Annotated in this window: 19 protein-coding genes; 10 read left to right on the top strand and 9 right to left on the bottom strand. The window is 69.2% G+C overall.

All coding sequences use genetic code 11. The features are described 5' to 3' along the window. Positions 1-72: 72 nt before the first annotated feature. Positions 73-1584, bottom strand: coding sequence for an ATP-dependent DNA ligase (locus tag JWS14_RS08420; protein WP_206012862.1), 1512 nt, complete (start codon positions 1582-1584; stop codon positions 73-75). A 92-nt stretch (positions 1585-1676) separates the two neighbouring features. Here JWS14_RS08420 and JWS14_RS08415 point away from each other — a divergent pair, with 92 nt between their 5' ends. Together JWS14_RS08415 and JWS14_RS08410 are read left to right on the top strand one after the other, a co-directional pair. Then, positions 1677-2972, top strand: coding sequence for an NtaA/DmoA family FMN-dependent monooxygenase (locus tag JWS14_RS08415; RefSeq protein ID WP_206012861.1), 1296 nt, complete (start codon positions 1677-1679; stop codon positions 2970-2972). 105 nt (positions 2973-3077) lie between these two features. Next, a complete protein-coding gene (locus JWS14_RS08410) occupies positions 3078-4157 on the top strand; it encodes an IS110 family RNA-guided transposase (protein WP_241031290.1) in 1080 nt (359 codons plus the stop codon). Positions 4158-4614: 457 nt separating this feature from the next. On the opposite strand, the gene JWS14_RS08405 is transcribed toward JWS14_RS08410, so the two are convergent. Continuing rightward, a complete protein-coding gene (locus JWS14_RS08405; protein WP_206012859.1) occupies positions 4615-5397 on the bottom strand; it encodes a DUF427 domain-containing protein in 783 nt (260 codons plus the stop codon). Positions 5398-5442: 45 nt separating this feature from the next. After that, positions 5443-6102: a DUF998 domain-containing protein gene (locus tag JWS14_RS08400; protein ID WP_241031657.1), complete on the bottom strand. Its 660-nt coding sequence runs from the start codon at positions 6100-6102 to the stop codon at positions 5443-5445. Positions 6103-6232: 130 nt separating this feature from the next. Between JWS14_RS08400 and JWS14_RS08395 the strand changes: the two genes are divergently transcribed. From JWS14_RS08395 to JWS14_RS08375, 5 genes are all read left to right on the top strand, one after another. Beyond that, on the top strand, positions 6233-9142 hold the full coding sequence (locus JWS14_RS08395; RefSeq protein WP_206012858.1) for an FAD-binding and (Fe-S)-binding domain-containing protein: 2910 nt from the start codon (positions 6233-6235) through the stop codon (positions 9140-9142). Position 9143: 1 nt separating this feature from the next. Continuing rightward, positions 9144-9572, top strand: coding sequence for a pyridoxamine 5'-phosphate oxidase family protein (locus JWS14_RS08390; protein ID WP_072945856.1), 429 nt, complete (start codon positions 9144-9146; stop codon positions 9570-9572). A 142-nt stretch (positions 9573-9714) separates the two neighbouring features. Beyond that, positions 9715-11310, top strand: a complete 1596-nt coding sequence (locus JWS14_RS08385; RefSeq protein ID WP_206012857.1) for an FAD-dependent oxidoreductase — start codon at positions 9715-9717, stop codon at positions 11308-11310. Beyond that, the gene (locus tag JWS14_RS08380; RefSeq protein WP_072945860.1) at positions 11307-11645 is read left to right on the top strand and encodes a 4Fe-4S dicluster domain-containing protein; all 339 of its coding nucleotides are present in this window, start codon (positions 11307-11309) and stop codon (positions 11643-11645) included. The genes JWS14_RS08385 and JWS14_RS08380 overlap by 4 nt, the downstream gene beginning before the upstream one ends. 90 nt (positions 11646-11735) lie before the next feature. Continuing rightward, the gene (locus tag JWS14_RS08375; RefSeq protein ID WP_206012856.1) at positions 11736-13103 is read left to right on the top strand and encodes a bifunctional lysylphosphatidylglycerol flippase/synthetase MprF; all 1368 of its coding nucleotides are present in this window, start codon (positions 11736-11738) and stop codon (positions 13101-13103) included. A gap of 10 nt (positions 13104-13113) precedes the next feature. On the opposite strand, the gene JWS14_RS08370 is transcribed toward JWS14_RS08375, so the two are convergent. The 3 genes from JWS14_RS08370 to JWS14_RS08360 form a co-directional block, all read right to left on the bottom strand. Beyond that, entirely contained in the window at positions 13114-13266 is a 153-nt protein-coding gene (locus JWS14_RS08370) for a hypothetical protein (protein WP_167372209.1), read from the bottom strand. A 128-nt stretch (positions 13267-13394) separates the two neighbouring features. Further along, positions 13395-13802, bottom strand: a complete 408-nt coding sequence (locus JWS14_RS08365; protein ID WP_206012855.1) for a YybH family protein — start codon at positions 13800-13802, stop codon at positions 13395-13397. Beyond that, complete coding sequence (locus tag JWS14_RS08360) at positions 13795-15246, bottom strand: purine-cytosine permease family protein (protein WP_206012854.1); 1452 nt, start codon at positions 15244-15246, stop codon at positions 13795-13797. Before JWS14_RS08360 ends, JWS14_RS08365 begins: the two co-directional genes overlap by 8 nt. A gap of 121 nt (positions 15247-15367) precedes the next feature. On the opposite strand from JWS14_RS08360, the gene JWS14_RS08355 reads away from it, so the two are divergent. Beyond that, positions 15368-16879 (top strand): PucR family transcriptional regulator, encoded by a 1512-nt coding sequence (locus tag JWS14_RS08355; protein ID WP_206012853.1) that lies wholly within the window; start codon positions 15368-15370, stop codon positions 16877-16879. A gap of 3 nt (positions 16880-16882) precedes the next feature. Here JWS14_RS08355 and JWS14_RS08350 read toward each other — a convergent pair whose 3' ends face one another. After that, positions 16883-17938 (bottom strand): 2,3-butanediol dehydrogenase, encoded by a 1056-nt coding sequence (locus tag JWS14_RS08350; RefSeq protein ID WP_206012852.1) that lies wholly within the window; start codon positions 17936-17938, stop codon positions 16883-16885. Between the two features lie 190 nt (positions 17939-18128). Here JWS14_RS08350 and JWS14_RS08345 point away from each other — a divergent pair, with 190 nt between their 5' ends. After that, a complete protein-coding gene (locus JWS14_RS08345) occupies positions 18129-18770 on the top strand; it encodes a restriction endonuclease (protein WP_072945870.1) in 642 nt (213 codons plus the stop codon). Between the two features lie 252 nt (positions 18771-19022). Here JWS14_RS08345 and JWS14_RS08340 read toward each other — a convergent pair whose 3' ends face one another. Together JWS14_RS08340 and JWS14_RS08335 are read right to left on the bottom strand one after the other, a co-directional pair. After that, complete coding sequence (locus JWS14_RS08340) at positions 19023-19484, bottom strand: 6,7-dimethyl-8-ribityllumazine synthase (protein ID WP_072945872.1); 462 nt, start codon at positions 19482-19484, stop codon at positions 19023-19025. Between the two features lie 23 nt (positions 19485-19507). Then, positions 19508-20020, bottom strand: a complete 513-nt coding sequence (locus tag JWS14_RS08335; protein ID WP_072945874.1) for an Lrp/AsnC family transcriptional regulator — start codon at positions 20018-20020, stop codon at positions 19508-19510. A 137-nt stretch (positions 20021-20157) separates the two neighbouring features. Between JWS14_RS08335 and JWS14_RS08330 the strand changes: the two genes are divergently transcribed. Beyond that, positions 20158-23670 carry an indolepyruvate ferredoxin oxidoreductase family protein gene (locus JWS14_RS08330; RefSeq protein ID WP_206012851.1) on the top strand — a complete coding sequence of 1171 codons (3513 nt, stop codon included), beginning with the start codon at positions 20158-20160 and terminating at the stop codon, positions 23668-23670.

The raw sequence follows: 23670 nt of genomic DNA, 5'->3' as shown, positions 1-23670 counted from the left end.
CTCCCTCGCGGCACGGCGACTTGCTGTGCCGGGGAGGCTACCGCCCCGGCGGGCGCCACGCAGGACGAGCGCTCACCCCGGAAGCAGGGCGCGGACGGCGTCGATGGTGTCGGCGTCGGCGGCCGCCTTGTCGGGGCGATACCGCAGCACGCGCGCGAACCGCAGGGCGAGCCCGCCGGGGTAGCGGGAACTGACCTGGACGCCGTCGAGTTCGATCTCCACGACGAGGTCGGGGTGCAGGTACACGGTGTGGTCGTCGCGGCGGCGTTCGTGGCGAGGGAATTCGTCCGTCTGCCACTGCAGCAGCGCGTCGGTGAGGCCCTTGAACGTCTTGCCCACCATGATCGGTGAGCCGCCGTCCGGGTCGCGCGCCCCGAGGTGCAGATTGGACAGGTATCCGGTGCGCCGCCCGTACCCCCACTCCGCGCCGAGCACCACCAGATCGAGGGTGTGCTCCGGTTTCACCTTCTGCCAGGCGCGGCCACGTCGTCCCGCCGCATACGGGGCGGTGAGCGACTTGACCATCACACCCTCGTGCCCGGCGGCGAGTGCGTCGTCGAAATGGGTTGCGGCCCCCTCGCTGTCGGGGCGGATCAGGCCGGGGATGCGGTGTTGCGGCGCGACCCGTTCCAGCGCGTCCAACCGCTGCTCGAGCGGAGCGTCCAGCAGGTCGACGCCGTCGAGATGCAGGCAGTCGAAGAAGTACGGGTGCAGCAGCAGGTCGCGGGAAGACTCGGCGCCGAAGCGGCTCATCGTCTCCTGGAACGGCCGGGGCCTGCCGCTGTCGGTGAGCGCCAGCGTCTCCCCGTCGAACACCGCCGACGTACACGGCAGGCCCGCGACGAGTTCGACCAGTTCCGGCACGCTGCCGGTGATCTCACGCAGGGTGCGAGTGAAGATGTGCACCTCGTCGCCGTTGCGGTGCACCTGGATGCGGGCCCCGTCGAGTTTGTATTCGACGCTGACATCACCGCCGAGTTCGGTCCACGCGTCGGTGAGTGATTCGGCGGGGGAGGCCAGCATGGGCCGGATCGGACGACCCGCCTCCAGCCGGAACGCGGTGAGCGCGTCCACGCCACCGTCGAACGCCGCGACCGCCGTTGCGGGCAGCCGTCCCGACAACATGAACGCCCGGCGCACCGGTTCGACGGGAAGATCGGCGGCCGCCGCGATCGCGTCCGTCATCACGCCCTCCAGTGCGCCCTGGCGGAGGTCGCCGGTGACCAGCCGGATCAGGAAATCCCGCTCGTCGGTGGTGGTGCGGGAGAACAGGTCCGCGAGCAGTTCACGCCTGCGTGCCGCCGACCCGGAGCCGGTGACCTCGGCGACGGCGGAGACGGTCCCGTCGACCTCGGACACCGTGACGGACCCGACGTCGACGGGCGTCGCCTGAATGTCCGCGACTGTCCGCCAGCCGATTCCGATGCGGCCCTGCCTGAGTTCCCCGGACAGCCACGCGACCACCGGTTCCACCTCGGACGGCTCCAGCCGGGTGAGGACCTCGCGGAGCGCCCCGACCTTCACCTTCCGCGACCGGGTGGCACCCACGTCCCGGGACGTCGCGACGATCTGCGAGAACAGCACACCCCGACGGTAGCGGGACGGTGTCGTGGGCGGTCAGAATCCGGCTGATCCGAACGCTGGGCCGACCGGCCCGCCGTCCCTAGGCTGGGCGAATGAGTACTGCGCGACGCCGCCCACTGAAGACGGTGACGGGAGTCAGCGGCGCCGTCAGCACCTATGCGGCGGCGATCGACCCGCAGCAGTCGACCGTCGCCTCCTCGATCGAGATCGCGAAGATCGCGGAGGCAAACAAGTTCGACGCGCTGTTCGCCGCAGACCTCCTCAGTTTCGGGGCGCAGGGCGCGATCGGCGCGCAGGAACCGCTGATCTTCCTGTCCGCGCTGAGCGCCGTGACCTCGCACGTCGGGCTGATTGCGACGGTGACCACCACGTTCCACCACCCGTACAACCTCGCGCGGCTGTTCGGCACCCTCGACCACGTGAGCAACGGTCGCGCGGCGTGGAACGCCGTGACGTCGTCGCTGGGTGAGGAGAACTACAGCGACCTCGACCTCCCCAGCCCCGAGGAGCGGTACGCCCGCGCGACGGAATCCCTCGAAGTGATCAACGCACTGTTCGACAGCTGGGAACCCGGGGCGCTCACGTCCGACGGAGCCGGAGGTACCGCGCTGGACGCCGACCGGGTGCGGCCGATCGACCACGCGGGCACCTATTTCACGGTGCAGGGTCCGCTCAACATCCCGCCGCTGCCGCAGCGCCGGCCCGTGCAGTTCCAGGCCGGCCAATCCACGGCCGGCGTGGAGCTCGGTGCCCGCTTCGCCGAGGTGGTGTTCACGTCGCTGCCCACCCTCGAGGACGCCGTCACCTATACCAAGAGCATCCGGGCGCGGGCCACGGAACTCGGCCGCGCCGACGGACTGCCCCTGATCATGAGCTCGTTCCACGCCACCTACGGCGCGTCCGAGGACGAGGTGCGCCGGCTCGTCCGGGAGCAGGAGGAGGCCACCGACCTCGACGCGGGCCGGATCCGGCTCGAGGACATGTTCGGTGGCGACATCGACCTGTCCGGGTTGCCGCTCGACAAGCCGATCCCGGCCGACGTCCTGCCCGACGTCCACTCGGTGAACCGTCGCCGCGGCCGGGTCGAGATCTTCAGCCGTCTCGCCGCGTCCGGGCGGACGCTGCGTGAGCTGATCATCGCGTCCAAGGACACCGGCCACTGGGCGGTCGCGGGAACACCCGAGCAACTCGTCGACGCCGTACAGGAACGCTACGACGCCGGTGTTCTCGACGTCATCTCCCTCGGCGGGCTCGCCGACGACCGAACCCGGGACTTCGTCGTCAACGGGTTGCTGCCCGAACTGCGGCGACGCGGAATCGTCGGCGACGACTACGTGGGCGGCACGTTCCGGGACAACCTCGAACTGCCGCCGCTGCCGGCCCGCTAGACAGTATGAGGGTATGGGCTGGGGCCCACTCCACATGTGAACGTGGGTTGCCGACAGGAAACGGGTCCTGGCCGGTAGAGCCACAAGATGTGGGAGGCCCCAGCAATGAATCAGCGTACGAGTGTCGGATTGGATGTGCACGCACGATCGGTCGTCGCGTGCGGCCTCGACGGGCGGACCGGTGAGCTGTTCGAGCGCCGATTGACGCCCGATCATCGCGACATACTCGAGTGGATCCGGTCGTTGCCGGATCCGGTGAAGGCGACGTACGAGGCCGGGCCCACCGGGTTCGGGCTGGCCCGTTTCCTGGACACGGTCGGCATCGAGTGTCTGGTGGCCGCGCCCTCGAAGCTGCAGCGCCCGTCCGGAGATCGGGTCAAGACCGACGCGCGAGATGCACGGCATCTGGCGAGATTGCTGCACCTCGATCAGATCACCTCGGTCACGGTGCCGAGCGTGGCGCAGGAGGCCGCCCGGGATCTGGTGCGCGCGCGTGAGGACGTCCGCCGGGATCTAATGGCGGCCCGGCACAGGCTGTCGAAACTTCTTCTGCGGCAGGGGATCGTCTACTGCGGAGGGCACGCGTGGACGCAGGTGCACGACACCTGGCTGCGCAGCCAGCACTTCGATGAACCCGGTCTGCAGTTGGCGTACGAGACCGCGTACGACACCATGCTCGCCGCCGTCGGCCGGCGCGACCGTTTGGATGCCGCGATCACCCGGATGGCCGCCGACAGCGCCTACACCCCGGTGGTGACCCGGCTCGGGTGCCTGCGGGGGGTGTCCACGTTGACCGCGTTCGGGCTGGCGGTCGAGATCGGGGACTGGCACCGGCTGACCGGCCGCTCGATCGGCGCGTACCTGGGACTGGTGCCCACCGAGTCGTCCTCGGGCGCCTCCCGCTCGCAGGGGGCGATCACCAAGACCGGCAACGGGCACGCGCGCCGATTGCTGATCGAGGCCGCCTGGCATCACCGGCAGCCCTATCGTGCCGGGGTGGATCTGCGGCGCCGCTGGGACAAGGCCTCACCGGCGGCCCGAGCCCGCGGGCAACGAGGCAACCGGCGCCTGCACGAGCGCTGGGCCGGGTTCGACGCCCGCCGCAAGCGTCCCGTGCTGGCGAACACCGCCATCGCCCGCGAGCTCGCCGGGTGGTGCTGGTCGTTGGCCGTGCTCGACGACTGACCCATGGGGCCTTCCCCCGTCGCGGGCCATTCTGGTCGTTTGCTCGTCGGGCGGCAAGGTCGGTTCTCCTCGCTTGCGCTGCGGGGACTCCACCTTGCCCCCGCTCCCTCGGCGACGACCGATGGGGGCACGGACCGGGGGCCGAAGGCCCCCACGAACGTCCCGGATGATACACGGTTGGTGACAACAGCGCCTGGGAGTGACCCGCGAGAGAACTATGAGCAATCCTCAACTGCACGTTGGGATCACGCTCGAGGTTAGACCAGCGATCCACTCCAGCCGAACAACTGTCTTTGCGGTAGCCAACCCGCGCATATCAGACTTCGACAACGCGTCGACAACCGACACGCTCGCCACCAACCAACAGATTCATCCGGGGCCACCCGAGGCGGACGTCCCTCGACGACGGTCCTGGACGTCCGCCTCCTGCTGCCCTCTTGACAAATCTGCGTCCATATCAGTTCTCCACCGGTGTGCCGTCGACGACGATCCGCACACGGTCCGGGTAGAACGAGACGTGGTCGCCGATGCCCGACGCCTCCGCGGTGGTGAACGGGTAGAACCAGGCGGCGTCCTCCACCGGATCGGTGCTCTCGGTCCCGGTGAACGACAGATACGACGCCGTCCCCTTGTACGGGCAGGACGTCCTGGTATCGGAGGCGGTGAAGAACTCGGACCGCACGTCGATGCGGGGAATGTAGTAGCGCACCGGCAGCGACGTCTCGAACAGCAGTCGCGGGCGGACCGTGTCGGCGACCAGGGTGTCGCCGACGAAGACCTCCACGTGCCGGGACGACGGCAGCACATCCACCCGGACGTACGGGTCGCGGGCGTGGACGAACACCTGCTGATCCTCCTCGTACCAGGCGTCCATCCGGTGCCAGTAGAACGCGACGTACGCGCTGAGGTCGAGGGAATCCGCGAGTTTCTCGTCGTAACCCCACACCGACTGCTCGGCACGACGGTCGCCGACGACGAGATCCCAGTACCGCGCCTTGCCCTTCCACGGGCAGGTGGTGGTCGCGTCGACGGGCTGGAGGACGTCGAAGTTCACGTCGTCGCGGGGGATGTAGTAGACGGGCAGGTGTCCCTTCTCGAACAGGTACACCGACCGGGTGGTGTCGGCGACCGCCTGACCGCCGAAGAACACCCGGAGGCGCTTGCGATTGGGTTCGATCGAGATGCGGCCGTTCTCCGCGACCTGCTGAGAAGCGGCGGCATGCGTGAGGGCTGTGGACATCACTCCATGGTGGCACCTTCGGCGCCCCGTGCGCCTTTTTGGTAGTCAGAGCAACCAGAACGGCGCACGGGCGCGAAGCGCACTGAACCCGGCGGTCACGACCCACACCGTGAACGGGTAGAGCGCGAGGCGTTCGGTGATTCCGAACGGTCCCTCGCGGAGGAGGATCGCCGCCATCCCGACGATCCCGACCAGGCAGCACAGGCCGGTCCACAGTGCGAAGAGGCGCCACCGCCCGTACAGCCCGATCGCGACGACGATCATGGCGGCGTTGCGCGCGACGAACGTCGGGGTCGCGACGACCTGGTGGAGGTGGGCGTCCACGTCGATCGGAACCACGCCGGTCAGCGCGGCGCTGACAGCGGCGATACCGAACAGGGCCAGCGCGGTGCGGCGGAGGATGCCGGGCGGGAGGAAGTCGCGCAGGCACACCGCCCCCACGAGGATGAACACCCCGGTCAGCACGAACGCACTGTTGATCACCGCGTGCAGCGGCGAGCACAGTCGGACGGCCGCGACCTGGGCCGCCGACCCGTCGCAGCCCGTGACACCCAGATTGCTGACGGAACTCGTCCGCACCCGGTACGGCCGCGGCCAGGCGCGCGCGGTCACGACCTCCGCGAGGAAATACAGCGCGATCAGCACCCACGCAGCGCCGCCCACCCGCACGGCCAGCTGTCGCCGGGCGGGTGCAGACGTTCGCACGACGCTCACCCCTCCGTACCGTACCGGCTCACGGAGTGGATTGTTGACAATCTTCGGGGGCGGCTCGACGATGTAGCCATGGCCCCGCTGACGACGATTCCGGTTGCTGACTCCGAGGGCAGGGCTGCGCGTGGCTGAGCTGACGCGCCCCGCCGCCGAACTGCATGCCGAGCTCGCCGAGCTGGGCATCGACCTCGACACCGGAACGCGCCGGCGCGCCGAATACTCCTTCGACGCCTCCAATTACCGGGTGCCGCCGCTGGCCGTGGCGTTTCCGCACAGGCCCGCCGACGTGGTGGCGATCGTGCGGGCCTGCACCGACCGCGGCATCCCCGTCACCAGCCGCGGCGGCGGGACCTCGCTCGCCGGCAACGCGATCGGCAGGGGAGTGGTGCTCGACTTCTCCCGGCACATGAACCGGGTGCGGGCCGTCGACGCGTCCGCCCGCACCGCCGTCGTCGAACCCGGCATCGTGCTGACGGATCTGCAGAAGGACGTGCAACTGGCGACGGACGGCGCGTTCACCTTCGCGCCGGACCCGTCCAGCAAGTCCCGCGCGACGGTCGGCGGCGCCATCGGCAACGATGCCTGCGGCAACCACTCCGTCCGCTACGGCCGCACGTCCGATCACGTCGTCGCACTCGACGTGGTGACCGCGAGCGGGCACCGGCTGACCGCCACCCGCGACGGGCTGCGGGCCACCGATCCCGACGACACGCCCGCGGTGGGCGAGGCCGCGCGGATCACCGCCGGACTCGACGAACTGACGCAGGAGCATCTCGGCGACTTCCGGCTCGAGCTCGGCCGCATCCCACGCCAGGTATCCGGCTTTCACCTGGCGAACCTGTTGCCCGAGAACGGCTTCGACGTGGCCCGCGCGCTGGTGGGAAGCGAGGGGACGTGCGCGGTGATCGTGGCCGCGACCGTCGCGCTGGTGCCGGTGCCGTCCGCGGCGATGCTGCTGTGCCTCGGATACCACGACCTGGTGGACGCGGCCCGCGACAACGCGATCATCCTCGACTATTCGCCCGCCGCCATCGAGGGCATCGACTCGGCGATCGTCGACACCATGCGGCACCTCCGCGGCGCCGACTCCGTGGTCGGGCTGCCCGACGGTCAGGCCTGGCTGTACGTCGACCTCGACGGCGAGGACCTCGCGGAGGTCGAACTCCGCGGGGCAGAACTGGTCTCGAAGCTGCGTGCGGCCGGACGCCTCGTCGACTCGCGCGTCGTCGGGGACCCGGCGGAACGTGCGTCGCTGTGGAGGGTCCGCGAGGACGGCGCCGGACTGTCCGCCCGGCTCGTCGAGGGCGGCGAATCCTGGACGGGCTGGGAGGATTCCGCCGTCGCACCCGATCAGCTGGCCGACTACCTCGTCGACATCAAGGCGCTGCTCGCCGAATTCGACCTCACCGGGGTGATGTACGGGCACTTCGGCGCCGGCTGCATGCACATCCGCATCAACTTCGACCAGCGCACCGACGAGGGCCGGGACGTGATGTCGCGGTTCATCCACCGTGCCGCCGAACTCTGTGTGCGGTTCGGCGGATCGATGTCCGGTGAGCACGGCGACGGCCGCGCCCGGTCGGCGCTGCTGCCGATGATGTACACGCCCACCATGATGGCGGCGTTCGCCACGTTCAAACGCCTGTGGGATCCGGCGGCCGTGCTGAACCCCGGCAGCATCGTCGAGCCCGAACCGCTGCTCGGCAGCCTCGCCCTCGACGGCGTGAACCCGCGGGCCTGGCAGACCACCTTCGACCTCACCCCCACCAGCGACGTCCCCGTCGCACCGTTCGTCCACGCCGTCCAGGGCTGCATCGGGGTGGGCCGCTGCCGCGCGTCGACCGGCGGGGTGATGTGCCCCAGCTACCGCGCCACCGGGGACGAGAAGGACTCCACCCGGGGCCGGGCCCGCGCCCTGCAGGAGATGGTCCGCAACTCGCCGACCGTCGCTGACGGCTGGCGGTCCGAGGACGTCAAGGAATCCCTCGACCTCTGCCTGTCCTGCAAGGCCTGCTCCACCGACTGCCCCGTCGGCGTCGACATGGCCACGTACAAATCCGAGTTCCTCGACCACCACTACCGTGGCCGGGTGCGGCCGCTGTCGCACTACTCCCTCGGCTGGCTGCCGGTGTGGCTGAAGATCGCGGAACGCTCGGCGCCCGTGGTGAATCGGCTCACCGCCGGCCGGCTCGCGAAGGTCGCGGCCAGGCTGGGTGGTCTCACCCCGCACCGGTCGATGCCGGAGTTCGCGTCCCGCAAGCAGATCCGCCGCGAGGTCGGAGAGACGTCGCGGGCCGGCACCGCGGACGTCGTGATACTCGCCGACACGTTCACGCGTGGGTTCCGTCCCGAGGTGGTCGGGGCCGCGTCGCGGGTGCTCGCCGACGCGGGCCTGAGTTCGCAGTGCCGCAGCGACGTGTGCTGCGGGCTCACCTGGATCTCCACCGGACAGCTGAAGCAGGCCACCAAGACCCTCACCAGGGCCGCCGAACTCCTCGACGACGGCACCGACCGGCCCATCGTCGTCCTCGAACCGAGCTGCGCCGCCGCATTCCGGAAGGACCTGCCCGAACTCGTCCACACCGACGCCGCACGACGCGTCGCCGCCCGCATCCGCAGCTTCGCCGGTGCGGTGCTCGAACGCACCGAGTCCGGATGGAGCCCGAGTGTGCCGGTGCCCGAAGACGTCACCGTGCAGACGCACTGCCATGAATACGCGGTGTTCGGCGCGGCGGCCCAGCGGAAGGCACTGCAGGCCGTCGGGGTGCCGCGCGTGCGGGAAGCCACCGGATGCTGCGGCGTCGCAGGTAACTTCGGATTCGAGGCCGACCACTACGACCTCAGCATGCAGGTCGCGGAGCAGGCACTCGCCCCCGCGCTGCGCGAGAGTCCCGAAGATGCAGTAATACTGACGGACGGGTTCAGCTGCCACATGCAGGTGCGGCAACTCGATCCGAACCGATCGTCGAAACACCTCGCCCAACTGCTCGACCCCGCACCACCGTCGAAACCCGATCACCAGAGCGGAGACTGAAATGTCGCAGTTGTCGATGACCAGTGACGAACGTCAGAAGTTCCTCGCCGACGTGCACGTGGGGGTGATCGCCGTCGACCGCGACGGACGCGCCCCACTTGCGGTGCCCATCTGGTACGGCTACGAACCCGGCGGCCAACCGTACGTCTGGACCGGGCGCGGCTCGCTGAAGGAGCGGCTGATCCGCGCCTCCGGCCGCTTCAGCCTCGTCGCCCAGCACGAGAAGCCGCCGTACCGGTACGTCAGCGTCGAAGGTCCGGCGGAGTTCGACGAAGCACCCACCGCCGACATCGTCCGTGGACTCGCCGCTCGTTACCTCCCCGCCGACGAGGTCGACCCGTTCGTGGAGCAGGCGTACGACGACAACGCGATCATCATCCGGATGCGGCCGGAGCACTGGCTGAGCGTCGACTACGGTCAGGGCGCATAGCGCCCGTGCGCCTTTCTGGTAGCTGGAACAACCAGAAAGGCGCACGGGCGATTCGGTTCACGATGATTCTGACGATGGCGGGGACGCCCGAAGTGCGGAAGCGTCGAAGGGCAGTTGTTCCGCCTCGACAGGAGCGCCCTTCATGACCGAACTTCTCGACCTGAGCACCGACGTCCTCGTCATCGGCGGCGGCCCCGCCGGAACGTGGGCCGCCCTCCGCGCACGCCAAGCCGGGGCGGACGTAGTCCTCGTCGACAAGGGGTACTGCGGAACCAGCGGCGCCACCGCGCCTTCGGGCACCGGCGTCTGGTACGTCGACCCCGACCCGTCCGCGCGGGCGAAGGCCAAGGCCAGCCGCGAAGCACTCGGCGGACATCTCGCCGATCACCACTGGATGGACCGCGTCCTCGACCAGACGTACGCGACCATGAATCTGCTCGCCGAGGAGGGCCGGTACCCGTTCCCGGTCGACCCCGACACCGGGAAGCAGATCCGCACCGGACTGCAAGGGCCCGAATACATGCGACGCATGCGCGCGTGGGTGAAGAAGGCGGGCGTCCGGATTCTCGACCACTCGCCGGCCCTCGAACTGCTCGTCGACACCGACGGCCGGGTGCGCGGCGCGGCGGGCTACCAGCGCCACGACGACCGCGACTACCGGATCGGCGCGGGCGCCGTCGTGATCGCGAGCGGCGGTTGCGCGTTCCTGTCCCGCGCGCTCGGCACGAACGTCGACACCGGCGACGGTGCGCTGATGGCCGCCGAGGTGGGGGCCACGTTCTCCGGCATGGAATTCTCCAACGCCTACGCGATCGTTCCCGCCAACTCCACCATCACCAAGACCGCCTACTACGGCTACGCCACGTTCTTCCACGCCGACGGCAGCGTCCTCGAGGGCGCCGGCTCCACCAAGGGGCGGTCGGTGATCGCGAAAACACTGCTGTCCGAACCGGTGTTCGCCCAGCTCGACCGCGCCGACGACGAGGTGCAGCGCCAGATGCGGCTCGGCCAGCCGAACTTCTTCCTGCAGTTCGACCGTCGCGGGATCAACCCGTTCACCGACCGCTTCGAGGTCAGCATGCTCGCCGAGGGCACGGTCCGCGGAACCGGTGGCATCGAGGTGGTCGACGACACCTGCGCCACCTCGGTGCCCGGGCTGTTCGCGGCCGGGGACGCCGCGACCCGTGAACGCATCTGCGGCGGCTTCACCGGCGGCGGCAGCCACAACTCGGCGTGGGCGATGTCGTCCGGCAGCTGGGCCGGAACCGGGGCCGCTAGGTTTGCGCGAACCGAACGTCGGGTCGCTGCGGGCGAACTGCGTCCCGCCGGCGGGGCCGGGCTGCGGCCGACGGGGCGGCCGGGGCTGGAGGCGTCCGCCGTCGTCGCGGCCGCGCAGGCCGAACTCATCCCGTACGAGAAGAACTACCTGCGGGACGGGACGCGGGTGCAGGGCGCGCTCGGCGAACTGGAGTCGCTGTGGACGGCACTGTCCGCCGGCCTCGGCGGCGACTCCGGCGACGAGCGGGTGCGTGCCCGGCAGGCCGCCGCGATCACCGCGGTGGGCCGGTGGATGTACCACTCGACGCTGGCGCGGACGGAGACCCGCGGAATGAGCAAGCGCGCCGACTATCCCGACCTCGACCCCACCCAGCACCACCACATCCTCACCGGTGGGCTCGACGACGTCTGGACCTCGACCGCCGCGGTGCACGACGGGCTGTTGCGGGTGGCGTCGTGATCGAGGTTCTGCTGGCCGAGGCGTGCATCGGCTGCGACAAATGCGTCGACGCGTGCCCCACCAACGTGTTCGACCGCACCGACACCGGGATCCCCGTGATCGCGCGGCAATCGGACTGCCAGACGTGCTTCATGTGCGAGGCGTACTGCCCGGTCGACGCGCTGTACGTCGACCCGCAGTCCACTCCGCTCGTCGACGGTCAGCGCATCCCGGAGGACCACATCGGCCGGTACCGCGAGAAACTCGGCTGGGGCAAGGGGCGTGCCGCCGGCTCGCTCACCGCGGTCGGGCCGTCCCTGCCGCACGGTGCGCCGCCACCACGGCTTCGCTCGTGAGTGCGTAACGAGTCCAGGGACTCCTTACCCACTCACGGGCGGCGGAGCCGCTAGATTGGAGGTACGGAACAGTCGTTTCCGGGTGCAGGGGTGCGCGTGCAGAATTCGAAATCGACACCGACGACCGTGCCTGGGCTGCGGGTCTACCGGCCCGAATCGCCCGCGGCGCGGATGGCGCTCGTCGGCGCCACTGTCGTGGTCGGCCTCGTGCTCATGTGGATGGCCGGACGGTCGGGTCCCGTCCGCACGTGGATGGTGGCGTCCGGAATCGCCGTCCTGCTCGTGGCCCGGGGACTGCACCTGCGACGGCCCGTCACCGTCACGCATGCGGCCGCGGCGGTGCTGATGGTGGCGGTCGCGGATGTGGCCTATTCGAGCGCACATTCGACCCCGGGGTTCCTGCTCCTCGTGGCCACCGGACCCGTCCTGATGCTTCCGGTGCGCAGCGTGCCGCAGCCCGAGGACCGTGCCCGCGTCTTCTCGCTGATCCAGCGGACCACGGACGATCCACTGTCGCCGTTCGCCCTCAATTCGGCGAAGTCGTACTACTTCAACGCGTCCGGCACCGCGGCGATCGCCTACCGGGCGCGGTCCGGGATCGCCGTCGTCTCCGGCGATCCCATCGGAGACCCGCGGGGGCTCGCGGCGCTCCTCGACGCGTTCGACGAGTTCGCGGCCGAACGCGGGTGGCGCGTCGCGGTGCTCGGCGCGGGGGAGCGGGTCACCCGGCTGTGGGAGATCGGCGGCGACACCCGAAAACCGTTGACGGCGGTCCCGATCGGCCGCGACGTGGTGATCGACGTCGGATCCTTCACCCTGCACGGCAGGAAGTTCCGGAACCTCCGGCAGGCGGTGCAGCGCACCCGCAACGCCGGGCTCACCACCGAGATCGTCCCCGAAGCCGCGCTCGACGAACCGACACGCCGGGAACTCATCGGCATCGTCGACGACGCCCGCGCCGGACATCAGCGCCGCGGATTCTCGATGATCCTCGATCACCTGCTGGACGGCACGCTTCCCGGTGTTCTCCTCGTGGTCGCCCGCGACTGCACCGGTCGCGCCGTCGCCTTCCAGCGGTACGGCACCGCCGATTCCGCCCGCGAGCTGAGCCTCGACGTGCCGTGGCGCGGTGACGGCGCCCCGAACGGCACCGACGAACGCATGACCGTCGACGTCATCCGGTACGCCGAGCGGACCGGTGCGCGCTACGTCTCGCTGTCGTTCGCGGCGTTTCCCGAACTCCTCGACCCCGACGCACCCGGTGCCGGCGCCCGGCTCTTCCGCCGCGTCCTGCACCTGGGCGACGCGCTGATCGCGCTGGAGTCGCTGTACCGCTACCTCGGCAAGTTCCATGCGACGGGGAACCGGCGCTACGTGCTCCTGCGTTTCCGCTACCTGCTGCCCGTGGCGTTCGCGTGCCTGACGTTCGAATTCGTGCCGCACCGGGAACGGGACTGACGCTCGGGTTTCAGAAGTCGAAGTTCTTCTCGTTCGTCGCCGTCAGCGCGTCGACGACGGCCGCGAGATCGGTCTTGGAGACGTCCGCGGTCTCTTCTTTCGGCGTCGATCGCGTCGCCTTGTCCGGTCGGGTCTGGTTCTTGGCGGGCCGTTCGTCCGTCATCTGTGCACCTTCGCGATAGGCCGAGCCGGGCAGGGTTACTCACCAGTACACCGTCGGGAGCCTGACTCCGCAACCCGACGGGGTCCTGATGTGACGTGGTGCACGTCGAGCCAGCTATCTGACAGCTATCAGTCTGTGTTCGACTGGGGCGACAAGTGCTCGTGGACGGCGATCCAGCCCGAGCCTTCGCGACGCCGGAACAGGATCGTCTCCCGCTCGTCGAGTTCGACAGTTCCCGTCGAATCCCGCACCGTGGTGCCGACCCGATGCGTCAGCACCGCGACATCCGGGGCCGGGAACGTGACGTTCTGCTCGCTGGAGCGGCACGCCAGGACGAGGAAACCGTCCGACTCCCACTCGGTCCACAGTTCTCGGTAGGCCTCGCGACTCGGCAGCGGCACCGGGTGGGTGTAGAAGACGAACGTCGCGTCCGGGCTGAACGCCTCGAAGTAGGCGGTCGTGTCGTGCTCGCCGAATGCCCGGATCAGCGCGTCGATCGCGTCCTGGACGTCTGCTGTCGTCGCCGTGTCAGCCATGAGCGGGTGTCTCCTCGACTGCCAGTGCGGCTTCGCTGTCTTCGATGAACCGTTCCTCGGTGTCGAGGTCGAGCGACCGGGACAGGAACCAGTACACGATCCCGGACACGGCGAGGCCGACCGCGAACGCGACGTCGACGTCACCGAGCGCCGCGGCGATCGGTCCGACGTAGAACGGCAGCACCATGAACGGAACGGACGCGACGATGCCGGCGAAGAAGGCGGTCATGCCCCGCCACGACCACATTCCGTACAACCCGTCCGGCGTGAACAGGTCGGTGATGGCGTAGTGCCCGCGGCGCACGAAGAAGAAGTCGGTGAGATTGACGGCGGTCCACGGCACGAGGAGGTACAGCATGATCAGCAGCGTCGTGTTCAGGACGGTCGTCGAATCGGTGAACAGCAGACTCAGCACCAGCCAGACCGCCGCCAGCGCGAGGACGGTCACCACCCGGATCCGGCGGGAGGGGGTGACCTTCCGGAAGGAGTCGATGCCGGTGATCACGGTGAGCATGCCGCTGTACGCGTTCAGGCCCATGGTGGCCACCAGTACGAGCGTCGCGACGAGGGCGAGCACGCTGCCGAGGAACGGGACCACCGAGTTGCCGGCGTCGTGGATGCCGGCGAGCGCATCCGTCGCTCCGAGTCGGGTGGCCATCCACGCGCCCACCGGGATCAGCCAGACCGGCGACGCGGAGGCGCCGAGGAACACGGCCGACACGATCGCCGACGTCCGCGTGTTGCGCGGCAGGTACCGCGAGTAGTCCGACACGTACGGCGCGTACGTGATGTTGTAGGAGGCCGCGACACTGAACTGGGCGATGAACGCCAGCAGCGTGAACCCGCCCGTCGTGGCGCCCGCGTTGCCGCCGGCGTGCCCGAATACGACGCCCCACGTGAGGATGGCCCACAGCGGCAGCGACAGCCAGAACAGCACGCGGAACGACAGATGCAGCAGGTCGTGGCCGTAGATGGCGAGGAGCGTCGCGACGGCGGTGATGACGACGGCGATGACGGCCGCGTTCCACCCGAAGATGCTGTGCAGGCCCGACTTGATGATGACGACGTCCACCACGTTGAACCCGACGTACGTGAACAAGGTCCCGATCAGCGCGAGGACGACACCGCGGTAGCCGAACTGCGCGCGGGACTGCACCATCTGCGGGAGTCCGAGGACCGGTCCCTGCGACGCGTGGAACGCCATGAACAACGTTCCGAAGAAGATGCCGAGAATGCCCGCGACGACCGTCCAGCCCAGCGACAGGCCGAGGGCGGGACCGACGAAGCCGATGGCCACCGTGAAGGGCTGGAAGTTTCCGACGAACCAGAAGGGGCCCTGGTCGCGGACCTTCCCGTGACGTTCGTCCTCGGGGACGTAGTCGATCGAGCGGGTCTCGATGGTGCCACCGAGGGTCGCGGCGGTGTCGCCGGAGTGATCTGTCACTGAAACTCCTAGGAGGTGCTGTGGCTCTGATCACTACTCTGCGCAGTGCGCCGCTCCGGCACCAGAGGCGAGATGTACAGTTCGTCTATTACGGTTGGGCAATTCGTACAAGGGGATGCCGGTGATCACCGTCCAGGACGTGCTGTCCGCTCCCACGCTCCGGCTCACGTCGATGAGCGGCACGGCCGGGGTGAACAACCCCATCACCGCAGCGCACGTGTCCGAACTGACGCGCCCGCGGGATTGGCTGCAGGGCGGGGAGTTGCTGATGACCGTCGGTCTCATGCTTCCCATGACCGAGTCCGGGTGCCGCGACTACGTCCGGGACTGCGTCGCGGGCGGGGTCGCCGCGCTGTGCCTGGGGCTGGGGCACGGGCTGCCCTATCAGGCACCACCGGCGCCGCTCGTCGAGGCGGCGCGTGAATTCGGCGTCCCGCTGCTCATCGCCCCCGATTCGGTGCCGTTCATCGCCATCACCAAGTGGATTTTCTCCCGGATAGCCGAGGAGGAGAAACGTGCGCTCGAGGACGCCATCGAATTGAGCTATCGGCTCACGGCGGTCGCGGCCGGACCGTCGCCGCTGAGCGGACTGCTCGACACGTGGCGTTCCGTCAGCGGCTCACTCTGCGCGGTGCTGGACGCGTCGGGCGGGGTCGTCCAACTCTCCGACGGGGTCGATGCGGCGTTCCTGCAGGACGCTGAGGATCAGGTGGGTCGCTACACCACCCGCGCCAGGGGCTGGACGGCGTTCGGCGGCGCCGGACGGCGGGAACTCGAACTGCACCCCGTTCGCATCGAGAACCCGCTCGCGTTCGTCGTGCTCGAGAGGTCGGCGGACAGCGCGCTGCGTCACGCGTCCAATGTTCTCGTCTCGCTCCTGTCGCTCGAACTCGAACGCCGTCACGTGGCCGGCGAACCCGAGCGGCAGCGGCGGGCGGCGGCGCTGGCGCAGTTGCTCCGGCCCGGACTTCGGCGGGAACGCGCGCATCAGATCGCCGCCGGCATCGGGCTGTCCCGCGACCCACTGCAGATCGCTGTCGTGCGCTCCGCTCCCGACGCGGTGGCCGATCTGACCGTCCGGATCGGTTCGGCCCTCCCGGATGCCGTCCTGCGGCAGCGTAATTGGGACATCGAGATCGCGCACCCCGAGTCCGCCGGGCTCGCGGACCTGCTGTCCGGGGTCGCGGAGGGATGCGCGATCGGGATCGGCGCGCTGGTTCCCGTGGACGCGCTGGCCGTGTCGGCGATGCAGGCGCGGTCCCTCGTCGCGGTCAGTGCCCGGCTGGGCCGCGCCGTCGACGCCAAGGAGGGGGAGACCGTCCAGTTGCTGCTGCGCCTCGGCTCGGCCGACGTGCTCAGCGGCTTCTCGACCGCCGTCCTCGCACCCCTCGATCAGCTCGAGCCGCGCGAACGCGTCGAACTCCAGCGAACACTCGAGGAATGGCTGCGCGCCAACGGGGCATGGGACCCCGCGGCGGCCGCCCTCTCTGTGCACCGCAACACCGTCCGGAACCGGATCGACAAGATCGCTGCGCTGACCGGACGGAACCTCGACCAGGCCGACGACCGCATGGAGTTGTGGCTGGCACTCAAGGCCAGGGCGGTGACGCCGTCGACGGACGAACCCGACTGACGGTCACGCCCGGACCAGGATCTTCACCGCCGTGTCGTTGTGCTCGATCAACGTGGTGAGTCCCTCGGAGACCAGGTTGTCGAGTTCGATCCGGCCCGTGATGAACGGGGCCAGGTCGATCACCCCGCTGCGGACCATCTCGATCACCGCCTCGTGGTCGCGGACGTAGGCGATGGTGCCGCGCAGGTCGATCTCCTTGAGGACGAGTTTCTGCATGTCGACCGTCGCGGGCTTGCCCCAGATCGACACGTTCACCACCACGGCCGCGGGACGGACGGCGTCGAGGATGGTGTCGAGGACGGCGTTCACCCCCGCGCACTCGAACCCGAGATCGGCGCCGACGCCGCCGGTCAGCTCGAGCACCCGGGCCTTCACGTCCTCCGAGGACGGGTCGACGACGTGATCGGCGACCCCACTGGACAGCGCCTTCTGCTTCCGGGCGTCACTGAGTTCGGTGACGATCGTGGTGACACCCAGACCCTTCAGGACCGCGGCGACCAGGAGTCCGATCGGCCCGGCACCGCCGACCAGCGCGACGTCGCCGGCCTCGGCCCCGCTGCGGACGACCGCATGATGCGCGACGCTGAGCGGTTCGATCAGGGCCGCCTCGTCGAGCGGGATGTCGCCGATCTTGTGCACCCACCGGCGGTCGACCACCACCTTCTCACTGAGTCCGCCTCCGCCACCGGCCAATCCGATGAACCCCATCTTCGTACACAGGTGATAATTGCCCGCCGTGCAGGACGCGCACTCGTTGCACACGAAGTACGGCTCCACCACCACGTTGTCGCCCACCGCGACATCGGTGACGCCCTCACCGACCTCCTCCACCGTCCCGGAGAACTCGTGGCCCATCGTCACCGGCGCGTTCTCGTGCGACAGCGGATGCGGATGTCCCGGCGGGGAGATGAAGATCGGGCCCTCCAGGTACTCGTGCAGGTCGGTGCCGCAGATGCCGCACCACCCGACCCGGAGTTTCACGGCGCCGGGCCGTAGTTCCGGTTCGGGGATGTCGTCGATCCGGATGTCGCGTCGTCCGTGGAAGCGCGCTGCTCTCATGAATCCGCCCTCACCTCGTTGTGAACCTGCTGATGGGCCGAACGGTACGACGCCGGCACGCGGCCGGGAAGGGTTGCAGTGCGTTGCAATCCGACGACGACTGTGTGACGTTCACCGGCGGATAGCTGGTTTGGCCGGATCTGCGGGTACCTTCGAAGGGAAAGACTGGTTCGATCTGGGGGAGTGAGGCATGGCACGCATACGCACGGCGGCTGAAGCTGAAATCAATGCCGCCGAGCAGATGCAGAAGCTCGGTTACGGCGACGCGACAGCGCTACTCGGCGGCACGGACGGCGGCATCGACGTCTACTCGTCACGCGCGTACGCGCAGGTGAAGTGGCGCGGCGGCAGCGCAGGCAAATCGGATCTCGCGAACCTCTACGGCACCCGCGGAACCAGCCACGCCCGGAAACTGCTGTACTTCTCCGGCCCCGGATACACCGACGAGGCCGTCGACTACGCGGACGCCGTCGGCATCGCCCTGTTCCGGTGCGAACCCGACGGCGAAACCCCGCCGCTCGGCGCCCACGCCCCGAAACTGGTGGCCGCCGCTCGTAACTCGACGGTTGCGGTGACCCCGTCCCCGCCGCCCCCACCCGAGCCCGAGTCGCCGGCGCGCATCGTCGCCCGCAACGCATGGGCGATGATCGCGGGCTTCTTCGGCGCGCACTGGCAACTGCTCGGCGCCGTCGTCTGCACGATCGTCCTCATGATCGCCCCCTTCGGTGAGGGGAACGTCGGGCTCCGCGTGTTCGCGACCATCCTCGCCGTCGTCGGCGCGCCGGTGTTCTGGCTCCTCTTCGTCCAGCACCGGCACGCGAGGGCCGGATAGTTCGACCCCGTAACGATCTCGCTCGCGCCGACGACAGCCAGCGTGACTGTCGACATTCGAGTGGAATCGCGGAGATGAATATGGGCTTGATGAACGGCCTGATGGGTAATGCGGGAAAGATCGACCCGGCTGCGGTGCAGGCGATTCTGTCGCATTTCGTCGCCGGGTAGCGCACCCGACCCCGGAAATACGAGAACACCACCGCCGGTACGTACCGGCGGTGGTGTTCTCGTTGCGGATTCGGGAGGCGCGTCAGTTCGCGGTCGGCAGCGACTTCAGCGATGTGACGGTGGCGACGCAGGCCCGCGCGGCCTCGGCGCCCTTCTTGACGAAGTGCTCGCCGAAGTAGGTGAGGTGCTCGTCGTGCTCGTGGAAGTGGTGCGGGGTCAGCACAACCGAGAACACCGGCACGTCCGTGTCGAGTTGCACCCGCATGAGGCCGTCGATCACCGCGGTCGCGACGAACTCGTGCCGGTAGATGCCGCCGTCGACGACGAGCGCGGCCGCGACGACGGCGTCGTAACGCCCCGTGAGGGCGAGGCGGCGTGCGTGTAGCGGGATCTCGAACGCGCCCGGCACCTCGAAGAAGTCCAGATCGTCCTTCGAATAGCCCAGCGTGGTCACCTCGTCGGTGAAGCCGTCGCGTGCGCGGTCGACGATGCTGCGGTGCCACGTGGCCTGGATGAACGCGATTCGTCCCTGACTCTCACTCATGGTCTGAAACTACTGCACCGGTCCTAGCGGTGTGAACGGGGCAGTGCCGTCGACCGGCCCCACCCGGAGTCGTCGGTGAGGTGCTCGAGCAGCGGCTGAATCCGGTACGGCAGCGGGCTCGTCAGCGCGATGGTGGTCGTCGAATGCGTGATGCCGGGCAGGTTCGCGATCTTCTCCAGCAACTTCTGCAGCTCCGCGTGCGTGGACGTCGCCACCCGCACCAGCAGGTCCTCCCGGCCGGTGGTCGCGTGGATCTCGATGACCTCCGGCAGGTCGACGAGACGGTTGCCGACGGCGGTCAGCTTGCCCTGTTCGAGTTCCAGCCCGACGAACGCCTGGATGGGAATGCCGACCTCGGCGAGGTCGAGGTTTGGGCGGAAGCCGGTGAGCAGCCCGCTGGTCTCCATGCGCTTCATCCGGGACTGCACCGTGTTGCGGGCGACGCCCAGCGAGTTGGCGAGTTCGGCCACGCTCATGCGTGAGTCCTGGCCGAGCAGTCCGAGCAACTGCACGTCGAGCTTGTCGATGCTGAGCACTTTGGGTACCTCCGGGAAGTGACCACCGTCACCTGTTGCGTGAACTGATCAGTTGATCCGATTTGCGTTGACCAAATCATAGAGCAGATACAGGATCAAGCTCACGAAATGCTCAACGCGACGGATCGGGAATCGCAATGACTCAGCTAGACGACGCTCGCACCAGTGCAGCATCCTTTGATCTCGCCGACCGATACCGGGCCGACTCGGGTCCGGTGTTGATGACCGGTGTCCAGGCCATCGCCCGCCAGCTGGTGGAGCAGCACGAACGCGACCGCCGCGCGGGCCTGAACGTCGCGACGTTCGTCTCCGGCTACCAGGGCAGCCCCCTCGCCGGCCTCGACCGCACCATCGCCGCCATCCCCACGCTGAGCACCGACCACGACGTGAAATTCGTGCCCGGCATGAACGAGGAACTCGCCGCGACGTCCGTCTGGGGCAGCCAGGTGGACCTCCCGCAGGGCGAGCGCACCCACGACGGCGTCGTCGGCGTCTGGTACGGCAAGGGTCCCGGCCTCGACCGCGCCAGCGACTCCATCCGGCACGCCGCGATGTACGGCGCCAACGCGCGCGGCGGCGTCCTCGTCCTCGTGGGCGACGACCCCAACGCCAAGTCCTCCACCATCCCCTGCGCCAGCGAACGGTCCATGGCCGCGATGGGCATGCCCGTCTTCTTCCCGCGCAACGCAGAGGAGGTCATCACGTTCGGCCTCTACGGGGTGGCGCTGTCGCGGATCTCCGGCTGCTGGTCGGGCATGAAGATCGTCGCCGACGTCGCCGACGGACTCTGGACCCTCGACCGCGACTTCGCCGGCCTCGACATCGTGCTCCCCGAGATCGAGTGGAACGGCAAGCCGTGGTCGTACCGGCAGCGCGTGCTCGCGTCCCCGCCCGACAGCGTCTACGCCGAGGCCGACCTCTACGGCCCGCGCTGGGCGATGGTCGAGGCGTTCAACGCCGCCAATGACATCGACGCGATCGAGGTCAACCCGCGCACCGCGTGGCTGGGCATCGCCGCCGTCGGCACCGCGTACGACTCGCTGCGCCAGGCCCTGCTCGACCTCGGGCTCGGCGACTCCCAGCTCGAGGACGCCGGCATCCGCATCCTCCGGGTCGGCATGCCCTACCCGCTGGGCGCCGACAAGGTTCGAGAACTCGCCGACGGCGTCGAGCAGGTCCTCGTCGTCGAGGAGAAGATGCCGTTCGTCGAGTCCCAGCTCAAGGACATCCTGTACGGCGGCGCCAGTGCACCCGCCGTGCTGGGCAAGAAGAACGCGCAGGGCAAGAACCTGATCCCCGTCGACGGCGAACTGACCGCCGCCCGGCTCACCGGACCGCTGCGCCGCGTCCTGAAGGACCGGGTCGCGCTGACCCCGGCCCCGCCGCCGCGCCTCGAACTGACCGTCCTCCCGACGTCGCGCACCCCGTACTTCTGCTCCGGCTGCCCGCACAACCGCTCCACCGCGGTGCCCGAGGGATCGATCGCGGGCGGCGGCATCGGCTGCCACACCCTGGTCACCATGTCCGGCCGCACCGACAGTGCCGTCACGATGCTCACCCAGATGGGCGGCGAGGGCGCGCAGTGGATCGGGCAGGCCCCGTTCAGCGACGTCAAGCACATGTTCCAGAACGTCGGCGACGGCACCTACTTCCACTCCGGCCAGCTCGCCGTGCAGGCGTGCGTCGCGGCCGGCGTCAACATCACGTACAAGGTGCTCTACAACTCCGCCGTCGCGATGACCGGCGCCCAGGACGCCGAGGCCGGGCTGACCGTGCCGCAGCTGACCCACAAGCTGGCGTCCGAGGGCGTCAAGCAGATCATCGTCTGCGCCGAGGACCCGAAGCGGCACAAGGGCGCCCACTTCGCCGCCAACACGCTGCTGTGGGACCGCACCCGGCTCGACGAGGCGCAGCGCGTCCTGCGCGACATCGAGGGCGTCACCGTCCTCATCTTCGATCAGCAGTGCGCCGCCGAGGCCCGCCGCAAGCGCAAGCGCGGCAAGCTGCCCGCCCGCCGCACCCGCGTCGTCATCAACGAGGCCGTCTGCGAGGGCTGCGGCGACTGCGGCGTCAAGTCGAACTGCCTGTCCGTGCAGCCCGTCGACACCGAGTTCGGCCGCAAGACCAAGATCGACCAGACCAGCTGCAACACCGACTACTCCTGCCTCGAGGGCGACTGCCCGTCGTTCGTGACGGTCGAACTGCCCGAGGAGGGCGCGCCGAAGACGTTGCGCGAGATCCCGGTTCCGCCGGAGATCGGCGACCCCGATCCCGCCGTGTGGACCGGAACCCACAACCTGTTCATGGCCGGTGTCGGTGGTACCGGCATCGTCACCGTCAACCAGGTGCTGGGCATGGCCGCGCTGCGCGCCGGGCTGCACGTCGAGGGACTCGACCAGACCGGTCTCAGCCAGAAGGCCGGACCCGTCACGTCGCACCTGCGGCTGAGCGACCAGAAGACGCGTGCGGGGAGCTCGGCGCCGTCCAACCGGATCAGCCCCGCGACCGCCGACTGCGTCCTCGCGTTCGACCTGCTGACCGCCGCCGACGCCAAGTACGCCGGCTTCGGCAGCTCCGACCGCACCATCACGGTCGCATCGACGAGCCAGACCCCGACCGGCGACATGGTCTACGACCCCGCCGTCCGCTACCCGGACGAGGACAAGCTGCTCGAGCGTCTCGACGTCTCGGCCCGCGAACTGACCGCGATCGACGGCCTCGCCGCCGCCACCGCGCTGTTCGGCAGCACCGCCGCCGCCAACTTCCTGCTGGTCGGCGCCGCCTACCAGGCCGGCGGGCTGCCCGTCCCCGCCCGGTTCATCGAGGAAGCCCTCGAGATCAACGGGGTGGCCGTCGAGTCCAACAAGGCCGCGTTCCACTGGGGACGCGTCGCCGTCGCCGACCGGGCGGCCTTCCTCGACGCCACCAGCTCGGCCGCCGTGCCGCAGCGCAGCGACACCGTCGTCCCGGCCCACCTGTTCGCCGGGTCCACCCTCGACGGCGCGACCCGCGAGCTCACCGAACGCCGGGCCGCGAACCTGGTCGCCTTCCAGGGTGACCGCGTCGCCGCCCGCTACATCGCCCTGGTGCAGCAGGCGTGGAACGCCGAGCGCGCACTGGGCAGCCGGACCGAGTTCAGCGAGGCCGTCGCCGCCGGGCTGCACAAGCTCACCGCCTACAAGGACGAGTACGAAGTGGCCCGGATGCTCACCGACCAGGCCTTCCTCGACGCGGCCGCCGGCGAGGTCCCCGGCGCCGGAAAGCTCACCTACAAGCTGCACCCGCCGGTCCTCAAGGCCATGGGCCGCAAGACCAAGATCGGATTCGGCCCCCGCTCCCACGTCGCGCTCAAGACCCTCGCCAAGGCGAAGTTCCTGCGCGGCACCGCGTTCGACCCGTTCGGCTACGCCAAGGTCCGTCGTCTCGAGCGTCAACTGCTCGCGCACTACGAGGCCACGGTCGCCGGCCTGATCGCCGACCTCACCGCCGACACCTACGACACCGCCACGCTGATCGCCGCGACTCCCGACCTCGTCCGGGGCTACGAGGACGTCAAGCTGCGCAACGTCACCGTCTACCTCCAGCGTCTCGCCGAACTCGGCGTCGACACCTCCACCATCACCATCGCCACCCCTTCGGAAAGGTCCTGA

The organism is Rhodococcus koreensis, from assembly GCF_017068375.1.
Taxonomy (GTDB): domain Bacteria; phylum Actinomycetota; class Actinomycetes; order Mycobacteriales; family Mycobacteriaceae; genus Rhodococcus_F; species Rhodococcus_F koreensis.
The sequence above is the reverse complement of the archived record's forward strand: the minus strand, read 5'-3'. Positions and strand labels throughout refer to the sequence as shown.